At 64.1% G+C, this 19,503-nt stretch carries 14 protein-coding genes; 8 read left to right on the top strand and 6 right to left on the bottom strand.

What is annotated here, in order from left to right; all coding sequences use genetic code 11:
• Position 1: 1 nt before the first annotated feature.
• Genes ACRXBZ_RS05190 through ACRXBZ_RS05175 form a run of 4 tightly spaced genes read left to right on the top strand, consistent with a single transcriptional unit; the run spans position 2 to position 3,806 of the window.
• Positions 2-994, top strand: a complete 993-nt coding sequence (locus ACRXBZ_RS05190; protein WP_210435822.1) for an alpha-ketoacid dehydrogenase subunit beta — start codon at positions 2-4, stop codon at positions 992-994.
• A gap of 1 nt (position 995) precedes the next feature.
• Positions 996-2,270, top strand: coding sequence for a dihydrolipoamide acetyltransferase family protein (locus ACRXBZ_RS05185; RefSeq protein WP_433883800.1), 1,275 nt, complete (start codon positions 996-998; stop codon positions 2,268-2,270).
• 13 nt (positions 2,271-2,283) lie between these two features.
• Positions 2,284-2,556 (top strand): chorismate mutase family protein, encoded by a 273-nt coding sequence (locus tag ACRXBZ_RS05180; protein WP_433878036.1) that lies wholly within the window; start codon positions 2,284-2,286, stop codon positions 2,554-2,556.
• Positions 2,557-2,561: 5 nt separating this feature from the next.
• A complete protein-coding gene (locus tag ACRXBZ_RS05175) occupies positions 2,562-3,806 on the top strand; it encodes a 3-deoxy-7-phosphoheptulonate synthase class II (RefSeq protein WP_433878035.1) in 1,245 nt (414 codons plus the stop codon).
• Between the two features lie 90 nt (positions 3,807-3,896).
• Here ACRXBZ_RS05175 and ACRXBZ_RS05170 read toward each other — a convergent pair whose 3' ends face one another.
• Together ACRXBZ_RS05170 and ACRXBZ_RS05165 are read right to left on the bottom strand one after the other, a co-directional pair.
• Positions 3,897-5,540, bottom strand: a complete 1,644-nt coding sequence (locus tag ACRXBZ_RS05170) for a class I SAM-dependent methyltransferase (RefSeq protein WP_433878034.1) — start codon at positions 5,538-5,540, stop codon at positions 3,897-3,899.
• Between the two features lie 1,055 nt (positions 5,541-6,595).
• On the bottom strand, positions 6,596-7,744 hold the full coding sequence (locus ACRXBZ_RS05165; RefSeq protein WP_433878033.1) for an IS66 family transposase: 1,149 nt from the start codon (positions 7,742-7,744) through the stop codon (positions 6,596-6,598).
• Positions 7,745-8,250: 506 nt separating this feature from the next.
• Between ACRXBZ_RS05165 and ACRXBZ_RS05160 the strand changes: the two genes are divergently transcribed.
• On the top strand, positions 8,251-8,694 hold the full coding sequence (locus tag ACRXBZ_RS05160; RefSeq protein ID WP_433878032.1) for a cold-shock protein: 444 nt from the start codon (positions 8,251-8,253) through the stop codon (positions 8,692-8,694).
• A 116-nt stretch (positions 8,695-8,810) separates the two neighbouring features.
• Here the strand turns inward: ACRXBZ_RS05160 and ACRXBZ_RS05155 are convergent, their stop codons facing one another.
• Entirely contained in the window at positions 8,811-9,440 is a 630-nt protein-coding gene (locus tag ACRXBZ_RS05155) for a helix-turn-helix transcriptional regulator (protein WP_433878031.1), read from the bottom strand.
• 38 nt (positions 9,441-9,478) lie between these two features.
• On the bottom strand, positions 9,479-9,883 hold the full coding sequence (locus ACRXBZ_RS05150; protein WP_433878030.1) for a hypothetical protein: 405 nt from the start codon (positions 9,881-9,883) through the stop codon (positions 9,479-9,481).
• A 358-nt stretch (positions 9,884-10,241) separates the two neighbouring features.
• Between ACRXBZ_RS05150 and ACRXBZ_RS05145 the strand changes: the two genes are divergently transcribed.
• A complete protein-coding gene (locus tag ACRXBZ_RS05145) occupies positions 10,242-11,168 on the top strand; it encodes a helix-turn-helix transcriptional regulator (RefSeq protein ID WP_433878029.1) in 927 nt (308 codons plus the stop codon).
• Between the two features lie 362 nt (positions 11,169-11,530).
• On the opposite strand, the gene ACRXBZ_RS05140 is transcribed toward ACRXBZ_RS05145, so the two are convergent.
• Positions 11,531-14,899 (bottom strand): ATP-binding protein, encoded by a 3,369-nt coding sequence (locus ACRXBZ_RS05140; RefSeq protein WP_433878028.1) that lies wholly within the window; start codon positions 14,897-14,899, stop codon positions 11,531-11,533.
• Between the two features lie 356 nt (positions 14,900-15,255).
• Between ACRXBZ_RS05140 and ACRXBZ_RS05135 the strand changes: the two genes are divergently transcribed.
• On the top strand, positions 15,256-16,527 hold the full coding sequence (locus ACRXBZ_RS05135; RefSeq protein WP_433878027.1) for an ISAs1 family transposase: 1,272 nt from the start codon (positions 15,256-15,258) through the stop codon (positions 16,525-16,527).
• A gap of 486 nt (positions 16,528-17,013) precedes the next feature.
• On the opposite strand, the gene ACRXBZ_RS05130 is transcribed toward ACRXBZ_RS05135, so the two are convergent.
• The gene (locus ACRXBZ_RS05130) at positions 17,014-17,241 is read right to left on the bottom strand and encodes an HC3 family zinc finger protein (RefSeq protein ID WP_433878026.1); all 228 of its coding nucleotides are present in this window, start codon (positions 17,239-17,241) and stop codon (positions 17,014-17,016) included.
• A 425-nt stretch (positions 17,242-17,666) separates the two neighbouring features.
• Here ACRXBZ_RS05130 and ACRXBZ_RS05125 point away from each other — a divergent pair, with 425 nt between their 5' ends.
• Complete coding sequence (locus tag ACRXBZ_RS05125) at positions 17,667-19,121, top strand: amino acid permease (RefSeq protein WP_433878025.1); 1,455 nt, start codon at positions 17,667-17,669, stop codon at positions 19,119-19,121.
• The last annotated feature ends 382 nt before the right edge of the window (positions 19,122-19,503 follow it).

Raw genomic sequence — 19,503 nt, 5'->3', positions numbered from 1 at the left:
GATGGCGCAGGTACTCAACGCAGCCCTGCGGGACGCTTTGCGCGAGGATCCAGCCGTGCACATCATGGGCGAGGATGTGGGTACGCTGGGCGGAGTATTCCGGATCACCGACGGATTGGCCGCCGAATTCGGCAGTGACCGGTGCGCGGATACTCCCTTGGCGGAGGCGGGGATCTTGGGAACCGCCGTGGGAATGGCGATGAACGGGCTGCGCCCGGTCGTGGAGATGCAGTTCGATTCCTTCGCATACCCGGCCTTCGAGCAACTGGTCAGCCACGTCGCCCGCATGCGCAACCGGACGCAGGGCCGCATCCAGCTACCGATCACCATCCGCATTCCCTACGGCGGCGGAATCGGTGCGGTCGAGCACCATAGCGACTCATCTGAGGGCTACTACATGCACACGCCGGGGCTGCACGTCGTCTGCCCGGCCACCCATGCCGACGCCTACGGCCTGCTGCGGGCATCGATCTCTTCCGATGACCCGGTGATCTTCCTGGAACCCAAGAGGCTGTACTGGTCCAAAGCTCAGTGGTCGCCGCAGTCCATTCCGGAAGTGGATCCTATCGGCACCGCGGCGGTCCGTCGGCACGGGACTTCGGCGACGCTGATCACGTATGGTCCAAGCCTGCCGGTGTGCATGGAGGCGGCGGACGAAGCCATCAAGGAAGGCTGGCAGCTCGAAGTCCTGGACCTACGCACGTTGGTGCCGTTCGACGACGAAACGGTGTCCGCCGCGGTGCGGCGGACCGGACGCGCGGTCGTGGTGCATGAGTCTGCCGGTTTCGCGGGTCCGGGCGCGGAGATCGCGGCGCGCATCACCGAGCGGTGCTTCCACCACTTGGAAGCGCCGATTCTGCGGGTCGCGGGGCTGGACATTCCGTACCCGCCACCGATGCTGGAGAGCCACCACCTGCCTTCCGTGGACCGGATTCTCGATGCCGTGGCTCGCCTGCAATGGGAGTCGAGCCCATCCGATGGGGAGAGCTGCTGACATGTCGCCGATCCGTGAGTTCCGGCTGCCTGACATCGGTGAAGGCCTCGTCGATGCGGAAATCGTTCGATGGCTCGTGGACATTGGCGATCACGTGCGGGTCGACCAGCCGGTGGTCGAGGTGGAGACCGCAAAGGCCACAGTCGAACTGCCTTGCCCGTACGAGGGAACAGTCACCAGTCGGGTGGGAGCGGTGGGAGAGGTCCGCGCTGTTGGCAGCACTCTGGTAACAGTCGAGGTCACGCCCGAGCGGTCGCAGGATGTGGGCAGGGTGCAGGATGTGGGCAAGGTGCTTGTCGGCTCTGGCGTCCGTGCCGTTCCCCCTCGGAACCGCCGCCGTGTTCGCCCGGTGCCTGTTCAGCACACCGCGAACACCGTCGTGCGTCCCACATCCGTCCCGCATACCTCCCCGCCGGATCTGGCCGGCGCTTCGGTCGCTGTGGTCTCACCACTGGTTCGCCGCCTCGCCAGGGTGAACGGGATTGACCTGCGGACCGTCGTGGGCACGGGCGCGGGTGGCCTTGTCCTGCGCGCGGACGTCGAAAGAGCGGTAGCCGCAGCCCGCCGAGCCGATGCGGTCGAGGGTACGGAAGCCGAGCGCATTCCGATTCGCTCGGTGCGCAAGAAAATCGCCGACAAGCTTTCCCGCAGCCGACGTGAGATACCAGACGTTACGTGTTGGGTCGATGCCGATGCGACCGACCTGCTCGCGGCCAGGGACGTACTCAGCTCCGCTACCGAGCGGACTGGTCTGCTTGCGCTGCTAGCACGCATCTGCGTCGCCGCCTCGCTCCGGTACCCCGAATTGAATTCCACAGTAGATCCTGGTGGCCAGGAGATCATCCGCTTCTCCAACGTCAATCTCGGCTTCGCGGCACAGACTGACAAGGGGCTGCTGGTTCCGGTGGTGCACAAAGCCAACCGGATGACCCTCTCGCAACTGTCCAGTGAGATCGGGCGGCTCGCCGAATCCGCTCGGGCCGGCACGCTGACTCCGTCCGAACTGACCGGTGCGACCATCACACTGAACAACTACGGCCGTTATGGAATCGACGGTGCCACACCGATCATCAATCACCCGGAGGCAGCGATGCTCGGCGTGGGCCGCATCGTGGCCAAGCCCTGGGTCCACGAAGGTGAGTTGGCTGTGCGCCAGGTCGTGCAACTCGGCTTGACATTCGACCACCGAGTCTGTGATGGAGACGTCGCGTCCGGGTTCCTCCGCTACGTCGCCGATCATATCGAGCAGCCGCTCAAACTCATCTCATCGCTGTAGCCAGGAGGTAGCCATGTCTCTCATGTCCATGCCGGACGAGTACGTCCACGGCAAGGTCGACGTGTCGGTGTTTGGCCGAAGGATTGATGATTTCGACCAGCGCGGCATCGAATTGCTGCCTGCTCGCCGAGACCTGTCCCGGCAGGTTCAGCGCACCCGCAAGGATGTGGGAGGACCGCGGATTGAGCCGGTTCGGGAAGCGGAGATCACCGAGACCTACCAGCCGAGTTTCGGCGATGGCGGCAGCGCCTTCGCTGCGGCGTTACTTCGGATTTACCGAGGATGATAAGAATGCGTCAAGTGAGAGAACCGAACTCGATCCTTTCCCCGTCAGCCGCGCAACAGCCGATCTGGCCGGACCCCGAAGCTTTGCGGGCCGTGGTGGCGAGGCTGGCCGAACAGCCACAGCTCGTTTCGCCCCGGGAGTGCGACCGGTTGCTGGACCGGCTTGCCGCGGTCGCGCGAGGCGAAGCTTTCTTGCTCCAAGGAGGGGACTGCGCGGAGACCTTCGCAGCGACCTCCCCGGAAACCATCGGCCGCAAGGTGCGTTTGCTGCGCCAGATGGCCGAGATCCTGGCCGGTAGCGCGAACCTACCGGTGGTGACGGTGGGCCGCATCGCAGGGCAGTACGCGAAGCCCCGGTCGTCGCCCACTGAAACCCGCGCTGGAGCAACACTGCCGAGTTACCGCGGCGACGCTGTGAACGGGCAGGCGTTCACAGCCGAAGCACGGACTCCGGACCCGCGCAGGCTCCTCCAGGCGTATGGGACGGCTGCCGACACCTTGGCCGAGCTTCGCAAGTTGGATGAGCGCACACCGAGCGGTGAGCTGGGACTGCCATCTCCGCGAACAAGCAAGTCCGGCCTGAGCGGCAGCGAGATCTTCACCGGTCATGAGGCCTTGCTGCTTCCCTACGAAGAAGCGCTTTGCCGCACGGACCCGTTGACTGGGCGGCGCTACGGCACATCGGGCCACTTCCTGTGGATCGGCGAGAGAACAAGGAATCTCGATGGTGCGCATGTGCAGTTCGCCAGCGGTATCGGCAATCCGATCGGCGTCAAGCTGGGTCCAACGGCGAACTCCGACGACGTGCTGGCCTTGATCGACAGGTTGGATCCAGACCGTCAGCCGGGTCGGCTCGTACTGATCACTCGAATGGGCGCGAAGAAGATCCGTGACATGCTACCGCCACTTGTGGAGAAGGTGACCGCTGAGAGCGCATTCGTGACATGGGTGTGCGATCCCATGCACGGCAACACGTTCGCCTCGCCCGGTGGTTACAAGACCCGGCTCCTCGACGATGTGCTCGACGAGGTGACGGGCTTCTTCGAGGTGCACCACGAGCTGGGTACACATCCGGGCGGCGTGCACCTGGAGCTCACCGGCGAGGCCGTCACCGAATGCGTCGGCGGAACGCCGCCGGTGCACGTAGACGATTTAGGGCGGCGGTACGAGACAGCCTGCGATCCGCGCTTGAACGCAGATCAAGCGCTCGAGCTCGCCGCCGCGGTGGGTAATCTCGCTCGGCCGCGATGATGCCGGCACCAACGGTGTTAGGCCACCTGCGGGTACCGGTACCGGCGTCCAGGTCAACGGCACACTGCGGGTCGGCATGACACTGGCACTTCAGATCTCCGCCTTCGCTGGGCTGTCGCTCGCACCGGAGGTCAGGCGGCGGGCCGTGACGAACAGGTAATTGTTCGGGGACCAACTGTCGATGATCTCGAACCCCATTTCACGGATCCGGCTCGTGAGCACGTCTCGATCGAAGGAGGACACGTTGAACGCCGTTTCGTGACGCCGTTGGAAATGTCTCTGCAGGGGCCGGGCCGTGGTCCGAAAGGTGAGCAGGGTCAGCGAACCGCCCGGCCGCAGGACACGGGCCATCTCACTGAGCGCGGCCCAGGGGTTCGCGAACAGTTGGAGCGCGTTCCAGCAGTTGACCGCACCCACCGACCCACCGGCGATGGGCAGGCTGGTCACGCTCGCGCGACCAATCGGGATTCCGGGAAGCGCGGCGTGGAACTGATCGACCATCGCCCTGCTGACGTCCACACCGACGACCCGGTCGGCGCCCACGATGTCGGCCAATGGCCGGGTCCACCTGCCCGATCCGCACGCGACGTCGAGAACCGGGCCATCCACCGGGCGGACATGGTCCCGGAGGTACGCGTACTCGTCCTCGAAGGTGATCTCGCCCGCCCAGTCCGCAGCCATGAGCGCGACGAAATTCGGCCGGAGAGACTCGTATCTGGCCACGTGCAGGGGGTCCTTGAGGAACATCAGGCCCAGTCCTGCCTGGCTGAATTCCGTGCCGGGTAAGAAGTCGACGACCGTGTCGGCGATGTCGTACCGTTTGCCGCACCGCGGACATTCAGACGGGACAGCCAGGTCCAGTGGGTTAAGACAGTCGGGGCAGCAGAAGACATCGTGTTGGTGGTGCGGCACCGCCGCGCTCGTGGCCGTGTTCTGGGTGCCGGGTGCGGGTTCACGGACGTCGAGACGTTCGCGGGTGTCCTGGAGTAGTTCCGCTGGTGTCTGTCTTGCACCCGGGAGATCTGCCGATTCGCGATCCGCCGCGTCCTCCGCCTGCGCGCCGAGGAGCGCCAGGATCGCCATCGTTTCCAGATCCCGGATTTCACGATGGTCCTCGTCGGGCAGGGCGAGGCTCGCCCGCCACTCCTGGTCGATCTGCTTCTCGTGGGTGTCCAGCACCCAGTGCGTCGGTGAGGGCCAGCACCGGCCGAGTGGGAAGCGGGATTCGGCAGCCGGGTCCTCGGTGCACCGGGCCACCCGTGCCGCATCCGGTGCGGACACGTGCGGAGACCGCGTCAACCCCTCGATCAGGTCGCCCTGGGCTGGGAAGTGGGCCAGTAGGTACAGCAGTGACGTCCTGGCCGCGTTTTCCGTCGACCCCAGCCGGCTGAGGAGCTCTCGGTATCCGTCATAACCCTTCGCGACCGCGGCGTACACCGCATCGGGAAGGGCCGGGTCCGGCGCGTGCCCTTCGGCGAACACTCCGAGCGCCAGAGCCAACCACGGGCGCCACGCCGGGGCGACGGCCGGCAACATGGTACTCAAGTGCTCAGCGGCGTCGACGGTGGCCGGATACACCCTTCCCTCGAACCAGACATCCGAAAGAAGCTGATCGAACAACGCGGGGCGGTAGGCAAGCTGGCCCGATTCGGCGATCAGGCGTGCGGCCTGAAAGAAGTTGGTAGCGGGACCGAAGCGGCCCACCGAAGGTGGAACTGAATCGATGTTTCGCACCAGGATCTCCTAACAAACACGCCGGGTGCCCGGCGCGGTCACGACTGTGGTCTAATTAGCCCAAGCTGTGTCCGGCTAATGAGTCAGCGGGCATACCCCCTACACCCCACGACAATTTCGCCGGCAGCGGAGTCGTATAACAGTTTTACTGGTATAGCCCAACGTGAGATCAATATTGCCGTAAGCTGACAGCGAGCGGCGTGCCGTTGCCCTTTACACGGCTTTCGCTGCCCGTTTGTACTGCCTTGGGCCGTCGATGACCGCCAGCACCGGTTTGGTGACGTCCAGCCCCGCTCGCGTAGTTAGAAGGCTCGCCGCAGCACGGCGGTGACCATGGCCAAGCGGGTGGACTGCGAAATCGCCGCCAGTCCAGGAGTTTCCTGGCCGGTGGTGCGCGCCGCCTTCACCACCGCGGCAGCGAACTTGCGGCCTGCCCAACCCGTACCGGCGGAGGTCAGGGTGTGTGCAAGGTTGATCTGAGGGTTGCGGCGGGTTTCTGTCCAGGTGGGATGCGAGACGAGGGCGCGGTTTCCGGTGGGAGATCATCGGGTTGTCCAAGCCGTGACGGTCTATCCAGGAGCCGTGCTCTTGTGTTCTTGGCTTCCCTGATTCGGGTTGTGCTTGACCGGCCCACCGTCACAGTCGAGTCCTTGCGGGGTCGTGTGGACGGTCTCTGGCGGGCTCTGGAGGCGGTGGGCGGGGAATCCTGTATGTGTTGCCGTTGCTGCCGACTCTGCCGGCCCTGGCGGTGAACGCCGGTGCGAAGACGTTCATCGAGTCCGCCTCGGCGGAGAGAACCCGCAAGTTCCATTGAAATCGAACCTTCGATTTCAATGGAACTTGCGGACCGTCGGCGTGTCGCACCCCGACACGCCGATGCCTGTGGACAACCTCCGCAATTTCAATGGAAATCGTGGGCGGGCACGGACGTGCCAGGGCCCGCCCCTGAAAGGTAAACATTCAGGGGCGGGTTTGAGGTGCGGTTTCTGGTCGTGAGGGCATGCCGAATTGCTCGCGGTGCCGCGGGGTTGCCGGAGGGGTGCGGGGGTGCGGGGTTAGGTTGGGGCGGGGTCTGGCGGCATCCACGGGTGACCGAGGATCGCTTCGCGCAGGGCGTCTATCGTGTTGCGGCCGTGCTTGGCGGCGGTGGAGAGGTAGCCGCGGATCAGGTAGCGGTCCTTGGTGCGGGCTTCGCTGGTGAGCCGCCCGGAGATCTTCTGTTGGATCTTGGCCGGTCTCAGGTCGCGTTCGGCCTGGTTGGAGGTGGGTGGTACGCGCAGGTCGTGGGCGAATCGCAGCACGTCGTCCTCGCGGTCGCCCACGACCTCCAGTAGCAGCCTGGCCTTGCGCTCACCGGGCTTGGTGCCGTGGCTGGTGGTGTCGGACAGCCCGACCTTCACCCCGTCCCGGAAATTGTTGATGAGCTTGTCGCGGACGGCGTCGTTGAGGGCGCGGCGGCCGGCGTCGCGGGCGAGGTTGGCGTGGTGGATCAGGCCGCGCAGCGCGTCGGTGATCTGGGTGGGCCAGTGCGCGTCGGAGTAGGTTTCGGCGGCACCAGCAAGATCACGCAGGAGATGCTGGCAGCACAGTTGGTGGTAGCAGTGTTGCGGTGCGGTCGAGCATGCCGTGCACGAACCCGACGCTGGGGTGGCGCCGGTCAGCGACTGGAGCACCTCGACCACTCGCGTGGCGGGGATGAAGTGCACCACCATCAGATAGACAGCGAAACTTTGCAGGTTCGGCCCGTACCCGACCAACCCGGTGCGGGCGCCCTCGGGGCGGGTGGCGGTGTGCAGCCGGCCGCAGCCGCAGCGCACCTGATGCTGGTCGTACTGCGTCACCGTGACGCTGATCAGCGGGAGCTCGTGCTGCTGATAGCGATCCACGATCCCCAGATCGGTGGCCCCAGCCAGGTCATGGCCGCACTCGCAAGGCCCGGTCGGGAACCGGTCTATCTGCTTGGTCGGGTTGTCGGCCCAGGCCAGGTTCGCACCCGGCGCCCCCGGCTGCTTACCCCGCGCACGCTTCGGCCCGCCAACCCGCCGTTGCGGCTTCGCCGCCGGCGGCGTCCGGCCAGGGTCGTCATCCTTCGACGGCGGTATCGAGGAATTGCTCGAGTTACGGGTCAGCAGGTGCTCCAGCCGGGCCAGCTTCGCCGCCAACTCCTCGTTGGCTTCCAACAGGTCCGCCACCTGTGTCGACAACGCAGCGATCCGCTCACCAAAGTGATCACGACAGCCCGATACAGTCCCACCGTCAGAGGCCACGGTTGCTTGCCGCGACACTGGACGATCTGCCAGATACGCACGACAAGCTCCTCGATCTGGTCAGTAGCAAGCCCTGTAGTAGACTGATAACGCAAGGCCCTACTTTTAAATCGTCTTCTTTGGGAGAAAACGATCTTACCCGGTTTGGGGTCGTTGCTCTATTTTGAGGTGATCACCCGCTGCCTGAATAACGCTCCACGTGGTCAACTTTGTTGAGCGGGCACCCTATCGACGTCGCGATCGACGTCGCAGCCTCGTTGGAGCTGTTCCAAGATCTATCCTCGTTCAGGCAGACCTGATCTGGCTGGGGCGATGACCAGGAAAGGGAAATCTGGGCACCGTTGCGAAGCCATTCGGGCAGGCTTCTGTGTCGGTTCTCGAGTTGTGGACGTGTCTTTGGCAGGTTCTAGCGCAACGGTGTTTCGGGAGGTTGAGGTTTTCCGGTGTTGACTGGTCGCATTGTTCGGTTCGAGGAAGAGCGCGGGTTTGGGTTCATCGCTCAGGATGGCGGGTCTCAGGAAGACGTGTTCTTCCACATCGACTCGCTCGGGCGTGGCTGGAGTTCGCTCGCGATCGGTACCAGGGTGACGTTCGAGGTGATGGAGGGCCAACGGGGGCTCAAGGCATATAACGTCCATGTCGTGGAAGGCAATGGTGGCAATGAGGCAAAGCCTGCCGCAAAGCCTGCCGCAAAACCTGCCGCCCCGCCGACCGTGAAGTCGGCGGAGGCGGAGGAAATGTGCGACGTCCTAACCGAGGATGAGCTGCGGAGCGAGGTAACTGAACAGCTTCTCCAGCGACTTCCCGGTCTGACCGCTGAGCAGATTCAGCTAGTTCGCGAGGACTTCGTTGCACTTGCGGCGAAGCACGGCTGGATTGTCGAGTAGGTGGCTGCGTAACCGGATGAGCGGGGCAGAGGGCGCACGAGTTGGGTCCTGCGGGGCTCCACGCCGGGCATGAGCCCTGATGCTCCGCTTTCCGGGCCGCTGGCCGCGGTATCCGGCTAGATGAGACCTGAGCGGATTGCGTAGGCGACGGCGTGAGCGCGGTTGTGGAGGTTGAACCGCTTCATGAACTGGTAGAGGATATTCTTGACAGTGCGTTCTGAGTAGTGCAGTTTCTCGGCTATTTGTTGGAGATCGAATCCTTCGGAGACGAGGAGGAGCGCATCTATTTCGCGGTTGGTGAACCCGGAAGCGGTCAAGTCTTGCGGTGCGAGTACTTCGCGGTAGGTGTGCACGATTTGCTCGATGAGTGCGCCTTGTAGTGAGGTGGGGAAGTATCCGCCACCGCTGCCGACGGCACGAACGGCCTGGATGAACGACGTAGAGGAGAAATGTCGGCGCCACAGGACTCCGCGAACACCCTGTTCTACCGCAGCGGAGATGTCGGCGTGCCACCGGCCGCCCACGATGAGGAGCAGGGGAGTGGCAGCCTCGGGCCTGAGTAGCTGCAGCTCTTTCATCGTGGATATGTCGGCGTTTTCGATGACGATCACGGCCACATCAGCTTTGTCGTCCCCGGTCTCGACGATCTGCTTGTCTCCGTCCAGGCAGTTGGCCAGTCCCAAGTGCGTCAAGTGATCCGGCGAGTGAATGACCACGCGGATTTTTTCCATTGTTTTTTCCTGCATAGTGGTGCTCGTTCTGGCGCTTCGCTACCTAAGCTTGGTCAGTCTTTTCGGTAGGTAGGACAGCCGGGATCTTCCCAGGATTGTCGAGCACGGCGCGCAGCGCTTTCTTCAATCAGTTCGCTCGCAGTGCGGATCGTTGTGTCCGGTGCCTCGCCGTGGATACCGGGAGCGAAAGTCGCGGCAAACGCCTGCGACCAAGGTCTGAAATCTGCTTGCTCGGTTGGATCTGCGCCGATGATATCCGCGATAACCGCCACCGGGCGCACGAACCGGCGATGCTCGGGATCGTCGGGTTCGTGGTGACTCGACGCGCCATGCCACGAATGCTCCGAGCCGAAAGTCTGATTTTCCCGCCCGCTCCCGGTTTTCCGCAGCTCGTTATACGACGGTAACCGATCCGACTCTTTGTCCGTTAATCGATACAGCAAGGCGTGTGTGGCCATGCCTACCTCTCTGTGAGTCCCTGTTGGTGCGGGTAAGGCGACTGTAAGAGGGCGTGTGGGGCGTTGTTACGCCTAGAAACGCACGACAACGGCCCACACGCGCACGACTGCGCTGTCGGGGCCGGTTGGCGGTTTACTTGATCGGGAAAGGTCTCCGGCGCGGTTAGCCGGCGGCGGGCGGGCCGCCCGGATCCGTGAGTGTTTGTGGGTGCTATGGCACCCGCAAACACTCACGGGCGTTCTCCTGCCACTGAACGGTCTAGTGGCGCCAAGGCACACGGCCTAGACTCCCCGGTATCCGTCCCTGATACAGCCCGAGGCCGCGATGCCACCGACTTACCACGTGGATACCATCAGCGTGGATACCACCAGCGTGGACCGGCCACGCGCCGACCAGCTCGAATACTGGTGCGAGCGGATCAGCTCGTTCCATTGCACCGCCAACTCCCGAGTCCTCCGGCCGGACGACTTCCAAGGCCGCGCAACCTGCCAACGCACCCGGTCCTACCAACTCGTGACCTGGGGCGTCTCAACCCCGCAATGGGTCCAGCGCACCAAGCGCCATATTCATACCGTCCCCGACGAGCGGTACAGATTCGTCGTCACCACCCGCGGCACGCTCGCGTTACGCCACGCCGGCAACCAGCGTATGGTCACCGTCGGCACCGGCGCGCTGTTCACCACGAACACTCCGTTCGACCTCGGCGTCGGATCCCGTCACAAGGGCATGATCCTCACCATGCCCAGACGCGAGATTGACCACCGTCTCGGTCGCGGCGCACTACTCAACACCGAAATGGACCTCACCCGCGGTCTCGGGCGACTAATCCACACCAGCCTCGTCACCCTCAAAACCGAACGCCACACCCTCACTGCAACCCAATTCGACCGAGCAAGCCAACACCTCACCGACCTGGTTTGCCTGCTCGCCCTCGGCGATACCCAACCGCCGACAAGCCACGCGCGCGAGATCGAACTCCAAATACGCCAACACATTCGCGGCAACGCGCGAGACCCTAGACTCAACACGGAATCCATCGCACAAGCGCTCGGCTGGTCGCAACGACAGATCCAAACCGTTCTCCGCCAAGCCGGAACCACCCCAAGCGAACTAATTCGCCAAGAACGCCTCCACTACGCGCAACAACAACTCGAGAACCCCGCCAATGTTCACAAAACAATCGCCCAAATCGCCTACGAATCCGGATTCAACTCGGCCCACACCTTCACCAAGGCATTCCGCCAGCACTTCGGCCACACTCCAAAAGACCATCGCGACCACTAGTGTCCGGCTGTTTCGCTTCCGGGGGTCTGTCGGGGTACTGTCGGGGTCTGTAACGGGAACGGCGTTCCCGGCGTGTTCGGTTAGTAGTTTCAGCGGCCGGCCAGCGGTCACTGCCTTGCAGCCGTAGTGCCGGCCCTGCCGGGCCTGCCGGTACTCACGTTTCGCCCGCCGCAACGATATCCGGATGCCGCACCGGGGGCCCAGCCACCCGGTCGATCGTCACCGTCCTCAGTAGATACGTTGGCGCGCAACCGAATCGACGCAACGTAGTGTCCACACAAGCCACCGGAGTGCCCAGCGCCCACCGCAGCCTGAGGAAACCCACCGAGAACCCGTCCAAGATCATTGACGTGCTTCAGCTATTACTGTGGCGGCGAGGACGTCTGATGTGCCGCTGGTGCGGCTGCGATTCGGTGGTTTCCGAGCTCTCGGATCCGAGACTCGACGCGTCGAATGTTCCAGCACGCCCCCACATCGGTGAATGCCGAAAGGGCAGACATCAGTGCGGCCCTGGCTTCCTCGACAAGACCACGCTCGGTGAGCAGGGCTGCGGCGTCCTCGTCGGCGGCGGCGCGTTCAATCCTGCGGCCAATGCACCGGTAGTGGTCTGCCGCCGCGACGACCTCCCCGGGACCGCGGGTGACGAGTCCTCGGCAATGTGCGACTGCGGCCTCACGTGACGGTGACGGGGTTCGGATGAAATCGGACTCGCACACCCGCAGCGCGGCTCGTGCCTGATCAAATTTGCCCAGGTGCGTCGCCAACCGGACCACTCTGGGAAGCCATCGGTAACGATGCACCATCGGCGCGAAGTCCGATTCGATGACGGGGGTGAGCCAGCCCAGCGCCTCAGACAGCCGGCCCTGCTGCTCGGCGAGCAGCGACCGTGTCGCGAGCACGAAATCGACGCCGGGCTGGAACTCGGTTCGCGACCACTGTCCTGCGCAGTGCAGGTGTGCCAACGCCGTCTCCTGATCGTCGCGGTGCGCGGCGACCAACGCTGCGACTCCGTGCACGATCGTGGACGCACCTGGCCGCGCCAGCAAGTACGACTCCGTCTCCGGTGCACACTCGGTCACCGCGGTGATCCTGGCGAGCGCGTCGTCCCACATCCCCAGCCAGTAGTAGTGCACTGCGCCGGCAAGCGCGACCTCGCCAGGCAGGGTGTGTGAGATCGCGAAATGCTCGGCAGCTCGCAAAGCCGCCAAGGGATCGTTGAGGTGGTCCAGACTCTGAAGCGCGAGTGTCGTGTCCTGCAGGGCGAGCAGCCACAGGTCGGCCAGTTCGGGCACCGCGCAGAAGGCATCCGGTCGGTCGAGCGAGCCGTGCGCCACGCGTTGCTTCGGCACCACGGCCGGGTCGGCGGAGTCCAAGCTGGCGAGCAGGGGCTGAACCCGCCTCTTCCAGCTATCGGCAACATGCTCGTCACACATCGCCGGACGAAGCGTGCTGAGGGCGGCATCGAGCTGGTCTTTGCGGTAGTGGCTGTAAGCGAGGATCAGACGCGCCTCCGCGGCGAGCAAACTGTCGGTGGTCCTGGCCAACACGTACTGAGCTGTGTTCGCCGGTACTCGGCCCAGCGAGAACAGCAGTCGGGCGAAGGCCGCCGCCAGCTCCTCGCGCGCCGGACCGGAAATCGATACGCGGTTGAGTGCGGCGCGCAACAACGCCGTCGCGGTGCGCGGCGCGTTGCTGGCCAGGACGGCGACGTTGGCTAGCAGCCAGTCGACCACCCACGAATCCACCGGCTCCGGTGCTGCGATCAACTGGCCAGCGATCCGCTCGGCTGGCGCCCCGGCCTGAGCCAGGGCTGTTGCCAACTGCCTGTGCAACGCCAGCCGGACGGCCTTGGGAATCCGGCTGTAGAAGGCTTGGTGCACCACCGGATAACGAAAGGCGAGCATTTCACCGCATTCCTTCAGCTGCCCGGTGGCACACGCCTCGTCGATCACCTCGCTCAGTTCCGACGCCGGCTTGCCCAGCGCGGTCGCCACGTCGGCCGGCGAGAAGCGTTCGCCGAGCAGTGCGGCCCAACGCAGGAAATCCGCGGCCGGGCCGGACAAGAACGCCAGCTGGCTCCCGATCGCCGAGAGCACGACGTCCGGAACCACCCCTCGCAACGAGGGGTCGGTCTCGGCTTTGTCGTCGGTGAAGATGATCGAGCCCGTGCGCAGCAGACCGTTGACGATCTCCCGGACGTACAGGGGGTTTCCACCCGCGCTGTGGACCAGGTTCCGCACCTCGGCGTTGACCGGCAGTCCAACGATCTTCCTGACGAGATCGCCCACCTCGGAATCCGATAACGGCGCGAGCACGAGAGCCTCGCTCTCGGCTTCTGCGTGGGCGCGCAGTCGCTGCAGTCCAGGCCGAGACGACATGGGTCTGCACGCCCCGATGAGCAGCAGCGGCTGCTGCCTGCTGACCTGGCGCAAGCGCTGCCATACCAGCAGGCTCGTTTCGTCGGCCCACTGGAGGTCGTCGAGCACCAAGATCAGCGGAGCTTCCGCGCACAGCTCGCTGACCAGTCCGAGCAGGCGGTGCACGGCCTTCGGTAGGCAGTCTGCGGGAACCGATGCGCGGGGACCGCCGCCCAGAGCGCAAGCCAGTGCGGCACGCCGCGGATCCGCCGAATCCGCCTCGATACCGAGGCAGTCCAGCAGGGCGTGCAGCGTGAAAGGCTGGTCGAGTTCGTCGCACACCCCCCACGCGAGTTGGCAGCCCGACGCCGTCGCCTCGGCGAGTCCTTCGGCCAGCAACCAGGATTTCCCGATGCCGGCCACGCCTTCCAGCCACACCGACTGCCCATTCCCCGCAGCGACCTCGGACACCGCCGTGCGTAGGAAGGCCACCTCGTCCGCACGGCCGACGAAGTTGGCGGGACGGATGGGTTGCGGAGATCCCGCCCACGCAACCTTGGGTGGCGCCGGTTTCGGCGGGACTGATACCTGAACGTCGGTGTGCGCCAGTCCGGGAGCATTGGCGAGTATTTGCTCGTGCAGGTCTTGCAGCCTCGGCCTCGGTTCGGTGCCCAACTCTTCGATCAGCGTTCGGCGGGTTTCGTGGAAGACCGCCAGCGCGTCAGCCTGTCGGCCACATCTGTAGAGCGCGAGTATCAACAGCTCGCGCAACCCTTCTCGCAGCGGGTGCTCACGTGCCAGAATCGACAGCTCCGCGACGATCTCGGCATGTCCCCCCGCGGCGAGCATGAGCTCGGCGCGCCGTTCCAATGTCGCGAGGTGCAATTCGGCGAGGCGCGCTCGTTGGTTCGTGGCGAACGGTCCGGGAATGCCTGAGAGCGCCTCGCCCTTCCAAAGCCGCAGGGCGGAATCCAAAGCTTCAATGGCCCCGGCCGCGTCCCGTGCGGCCCAGCAGCGCTGGGCGCGATCACGGTGCTCCTGGAAGCGGTGCGCATCGCACGCCTCGGCCGGAATCCGCAGGCAGTAGCCAGCGCTCACCGAGGTCAGGAGCTCCTCGGCATAGCGCCGTGGGCGCCCGGGCTCCAGGGCGTGGCGGATGCCGGAAACATACGTGTAGATGCTGCCTTCCGCGCTGGTCGGGGGAGTCTCGCCCCACACTGCGTCGATGAGTTCCTGCCGCGAGACGGCACGGTTGGCGTAGGTCGCCAGGATGGCCAGGACGGCCCGCCGATGGGCCGAACCGAGCGCGAGCTCGTCGGTTCCGCGCCAGGCCCGCACCGGGCCGAGCAACTCGATGCGGAGTTCGGCTGTCATCGGGTCACTCCAGTCCTCAGTACATTCCCCAGCGAGGCGCAAGGCGCATCAACCGGAGTCAGCCGCTCGAGTGCGCGCGGTGACAATACCCGAGCCCATGCCGCCAAGAGTCGCTCCTAATTACACACTTTCGGGTGCAAAGTCGATTCAGCGGGGTGGTTTAAGTAAAGCCTGGTCCAAGAGTTGATCAAAGACCACAAAAGGCAGGATACTCCTGGTCACCTGCCGCATCGGCACACGCGAGGCACGCTGGCCGCTGCACCCGTGCCCCAGGGCTAAGGCAAGATCGCGCGGAGTGATCAACTCGGCTCGTAGGGTAGCCGGCCGGGTTGGCGTGCTGGGCCGGGAGATGGAGGATGGCCTCCTTCTGGGATCATGGAAATTGCGAAAACCAAACTCCAGAAGAAGGCCATCCGTTGTCATTTTCTCATAGCTCGTCATGGGCGTCGTTTCCGGGTAGCGCCGACGGTGATGATGCCGATCTGGCGGAACTGATGAAGTTGCTCGGCAAGGTGCCGGATCGCCGTAAGCGGAAGGGCCGTGTGTACAGTTTGGCGTTCCTTCTCGCGGCGTCGTTGATCGCGGTGCTGGCGGGCGCGTCGAATTTCCGGCAGATCGCCGACCAGGTCGCCGATCTGCCGGCGTCGTTACTGCGGAAAATAGGTGGACGATGGTGCTGGTTCCGCGGGTTTTTCCGTGTCCCGGATACGTCCACGATCCGGCGCGCACTGGAAAATGTCGATGTAGCGAAGCTGGAAGGACTGATCGGGCCGTGGCTGCTGCGTCATGCCCGGCCTATCCCGGGCGGCACGTTGCGACTGGCTATCGACGGCAAAGTGCTGCGCGGTTCGTGGATCGGGGATCACGAGTCGTTCACGCTGTTCTCCGCGATGATCCACTGCGATGGTGTCACCGTCGCCCAAGTGGCCGTTCCCTCGGGCACCAACGAGATCACCCAGGTCAAGACCCTGCTCGACGGTGTCTCCCGCGGTGTGGACGGCCGTGTGGTGGTCACCATGGACGCCGTGCACACCCAGCGAGAGACCGCCGAATACATCGCCGGCGAACGCGGATTCGACTACGTTATGACAGTAAAGGGAAATCAAGCGGCGCTTAAGAAAAAGATATACGACCGCACTCTTCCGTTCTTGCGGAAAACCCCGCATCATGTCGTCGTCGATGACACCCACGGCCGGATACGCCGCTGGACTACCTGGATTACCGACGCCGACGGAATCGATTTCCCACACGCGCGCTCCGTAGCCTGCGTCAAACGAGAAGAAACAACCCTCTCCGGAGAACTCGTCAGCAAAGAGCACGCCTGGATCATCACCAGCCAGAACACCACCACAGTCACCGCCGAAGACCTGCACGACCAAGTCCGCGACCACTGGGGAATAGAAAACAAAAGCCATCATATCCGTGACACAACATACCACGAAGACGCACAACAAATCTATACCGGCACCGGCGCCCATATACTGGCAACATTACGGAATACCGCAATATCGATGCTTCGCATAACTGGACACAACGACATCCGCCGGACAACCGAATGGATCAGCAGGGACCGCACACGAACACTCCCCGTCCTGTCACTCCAAGTTGCGGGGCGCAACACACAGTGATCTTGCCTTTGCCCTGACCCGTGCCCGGAGGCTTTGCTGGGGCTGCGGCGTTTTGGGGACCGTCGTGCGGTCCCACGTCGACCCGTGATAACGCGACCGGCTACCGGTAGCTCGACAGGTCATCATGGGTGGCAGCCCAGGACCGGATCGGCACGAAGCCCTCCAGCGAACCAAAATCCACGCTCACGATTTTGCGATCGTGGACGGAAAGGTTTCTTCTCCGCCGGCCATGTCGGCGCGAACCACAACTGCCAAAGGCGCCCAGATCGACCGGTGCTGGTATTCCGGCAAGACCCGACGGCAGGGCGGCAACGTCCAAGCCTTGACTCGGCCCGGCGGGATCTCGTCCCGGGGCTTGCGATGTCGAACCCGGAATTTCACCACCGGGCTCGCGAATCGGCACCATGGGCTCGTGAATCGGCATCATCGTCCGAGTCGCACTCGTCCTGGCCCACCACGGGCACGGTGCCCGACCCCTCGCCGGAATCACCCTCGGTGCAGCGTCCTCTCGCGGGCCGCGGCGCTGTTAATGATCTTCGCCGCAGCCCAGCAGTCTGGGCAGCTGTCCCAGAACCAGTCGGTTTCCTTTGGTCGGACCAGTTTGATGGTCTTACCGCAAAGTGCGGCGAATTCGGTGCCGAGTTCGCAGTGAAGTTGCTCCTTGCGCATGGCATGTCTGGCGCCGTCGACCGGCCGCCACCGAACGGTGCTCACGTTGATCGCCTCCACATGTCGTTGTCGTGGCGGGACTTGCGCCGCCGGTTCTCGATGTCGCTGCATCAGCCGACTCGTAACGTCGATGTTACGAAAGTAAGCGGGTAATTCACGATTGGTCGGCACCCACGTGCACCTTTGGTTGCCCGAGATGGCCTAAATCACAATTCGGTGCTTCGTCGGCAAAATGCAGCGCTACGGACGCTGTTCGTTCGCGCCGGATTTTCGGAGCAAAACCGGAATCGTTGCCTCAGTGGGACATGGGGGCTGCCCGGAAAACCCGTTCTCGTGTGGAGACCTTGACCATTCGCAAACTTGGCCCCAGCATTCCTCTCCAAGTGTCACGAGCACGACGGGTCTGGCGATCTCCCGTGGGTCGCATTGGCGTGTTGTTCAGGAGACGACACCGGAAACGAGAGAACTCTGTGACTAAGCAAACATTGCAGGATCCTAGTCAGCCGGAACGGGAAATACATGTTGACCCAGGAGACAGGGGATACCGCAAGTCCCTGAAACCCCGGCACATCAACATGATAGCGATTGGGGGTGCGATCGGAACCGGACTTTTCCTCGGGGCGGGTGGGCGGTTGGCGCAGGCTGGTCCGGCGCTTGCGATCGCGTACGCCGTCTGCGGTGTGTTCGCGTTCCTCGTTGTGCGTGCGCTGGGCGAGCTGATTCTGCATCGGCCGTCGTCGGGTGCCTTCGTGTCCTATGCGCGGGAGTTCATGGGTGAGAAGGGTGCCTTCGTTGCCGGGTGGATGTATTTCCTGAACTGGGCGACCACGGGTATTGCCGACATCACTGCGATCTCGCTGTATGCGCACTACTGGAGCATGTTCACGCCCGTGCCGCAGTGGGTGCTGGCGCTGGCGGCGCTGGTGGTGGTGCTTTCGCTGAACCTCGTCTCTGTGCGGCTTTTCGGTGAGATGGAGTTCTGGTTCGCGATCGTCAAGGTCGGCGCACTGGTCGCCTTCATGGCCGTCGGTATCGTTCTGCTGGTTGTGGCGCAACCGATCGGTGGCACGGTGCCGGGGCCGCAGTTGATCGCGGACCACGGAGGTATCCTTCCCAACGGTCTGGTGCCGCTGGTCCTCGTGGTCCAGGGGATCGTGTTCGCCTATGCCGCCGTGGAGCTGGTCGGCGTCGCCGCGGGGGAGACGGAGAACCCCGCGAAGATCATGCCGAAGGCGATCAACTCGATCATGTGGCGGATCGGCATCTTCTACGTCGGCTCGGTGGTGTTGCTGTCGATGCTGCTGCCGTGGAACGCGTACGAGAAGGGCGAGAGCCCGTTCGTGACTGTCCTGTCGCAGGTCGGAGTTCCGGCCGTGGGTGACGTGATGAACCTCGTGGTGCTGACCGCGGCGATGTCCAGCCTCAACTCGGGGCTTTACTCCACCGGCCGCATCCTGCGCTCGATGGCGGCAGCCGGTTCGGCTCCGAAGTTCACCGGCTTGATGAACCGCAGCCAGGTTCCCTACGGCGGGATCATGCTCACCGGCGCGGTCTGCGTGCTCGGTGTGGGGCTGAACTACGTGGTGCCCGCTGATGCGTTCGAGATCGTCCTGAACTTCACCGCGATCGCGATCATCACCACCTGGGGCATGATCATGCTGTGCCACCTCCTGTTCGTGCGCAAGGCGCGGACCGGAGCAGTCACGCGGCCGACCTACCGCTTGCCAGGCTCGCCGGTCACCCAGATCGTCACGATCGCGTTCTTGCTGTCCGTCGCGGTCCTGATGTGGTTCGACGTCCCGGCGGGACGGATGACCCTGCTGTGCGTGCCGGTGCTTGTAATCGCGCTGGTGATCGGCTGGTTCTGCGTCCGCAAGCGAGTGGCCGCGGCGAAGGCTCTGGAGGGAACCGGCGAGGATCATTAGCCGGGCTCCTCCAGAACGTCGGTGCGCCCTTTGTCCGCGCCTAGGGAACGCCGGCACGGGACGTGGTCACGGGCGATTCGGGGTAGCCCGTGACCGCGTTCTCGTATTTCCGTGCGCGGAGCGGAACCATTGTCCAGATCCGTTCTGTTTTCCGCGTCGCGGGCGCTAAACTATTCGCCAGTATTCCGACGCAGTCCCGAACGCCGATTGCCCGTTCGTGCGGCGTCCGGTTGGCGTGACCGCAACTGGCTTGTGGGGGAGAGGCCGGTCGCATTTGCGCGTACGTTCCCCCAACGGCTGCTCCGTGCAGCGCGACTCGGCCTGGTTGTCCAGACATGACGGGGAGGAAACGTGTTGGGAACGGAAGGACGGCCGGAGGATG

The organism is Saccharopolyspora hattusasensis (genome assembly GCF_050972075.1).
In the GTDB taxonomy this organism is placed as follows: Bacteria; Actinomycetota; Actinomycetes; order Mycobacteriales; family Pseudonocardiaceae; genus Saccharopolyspora; species Saccharopolyspora hattusasensis.
This window is presented reverse-complemented; position numbering and strand designations above follow the sequence as displayed.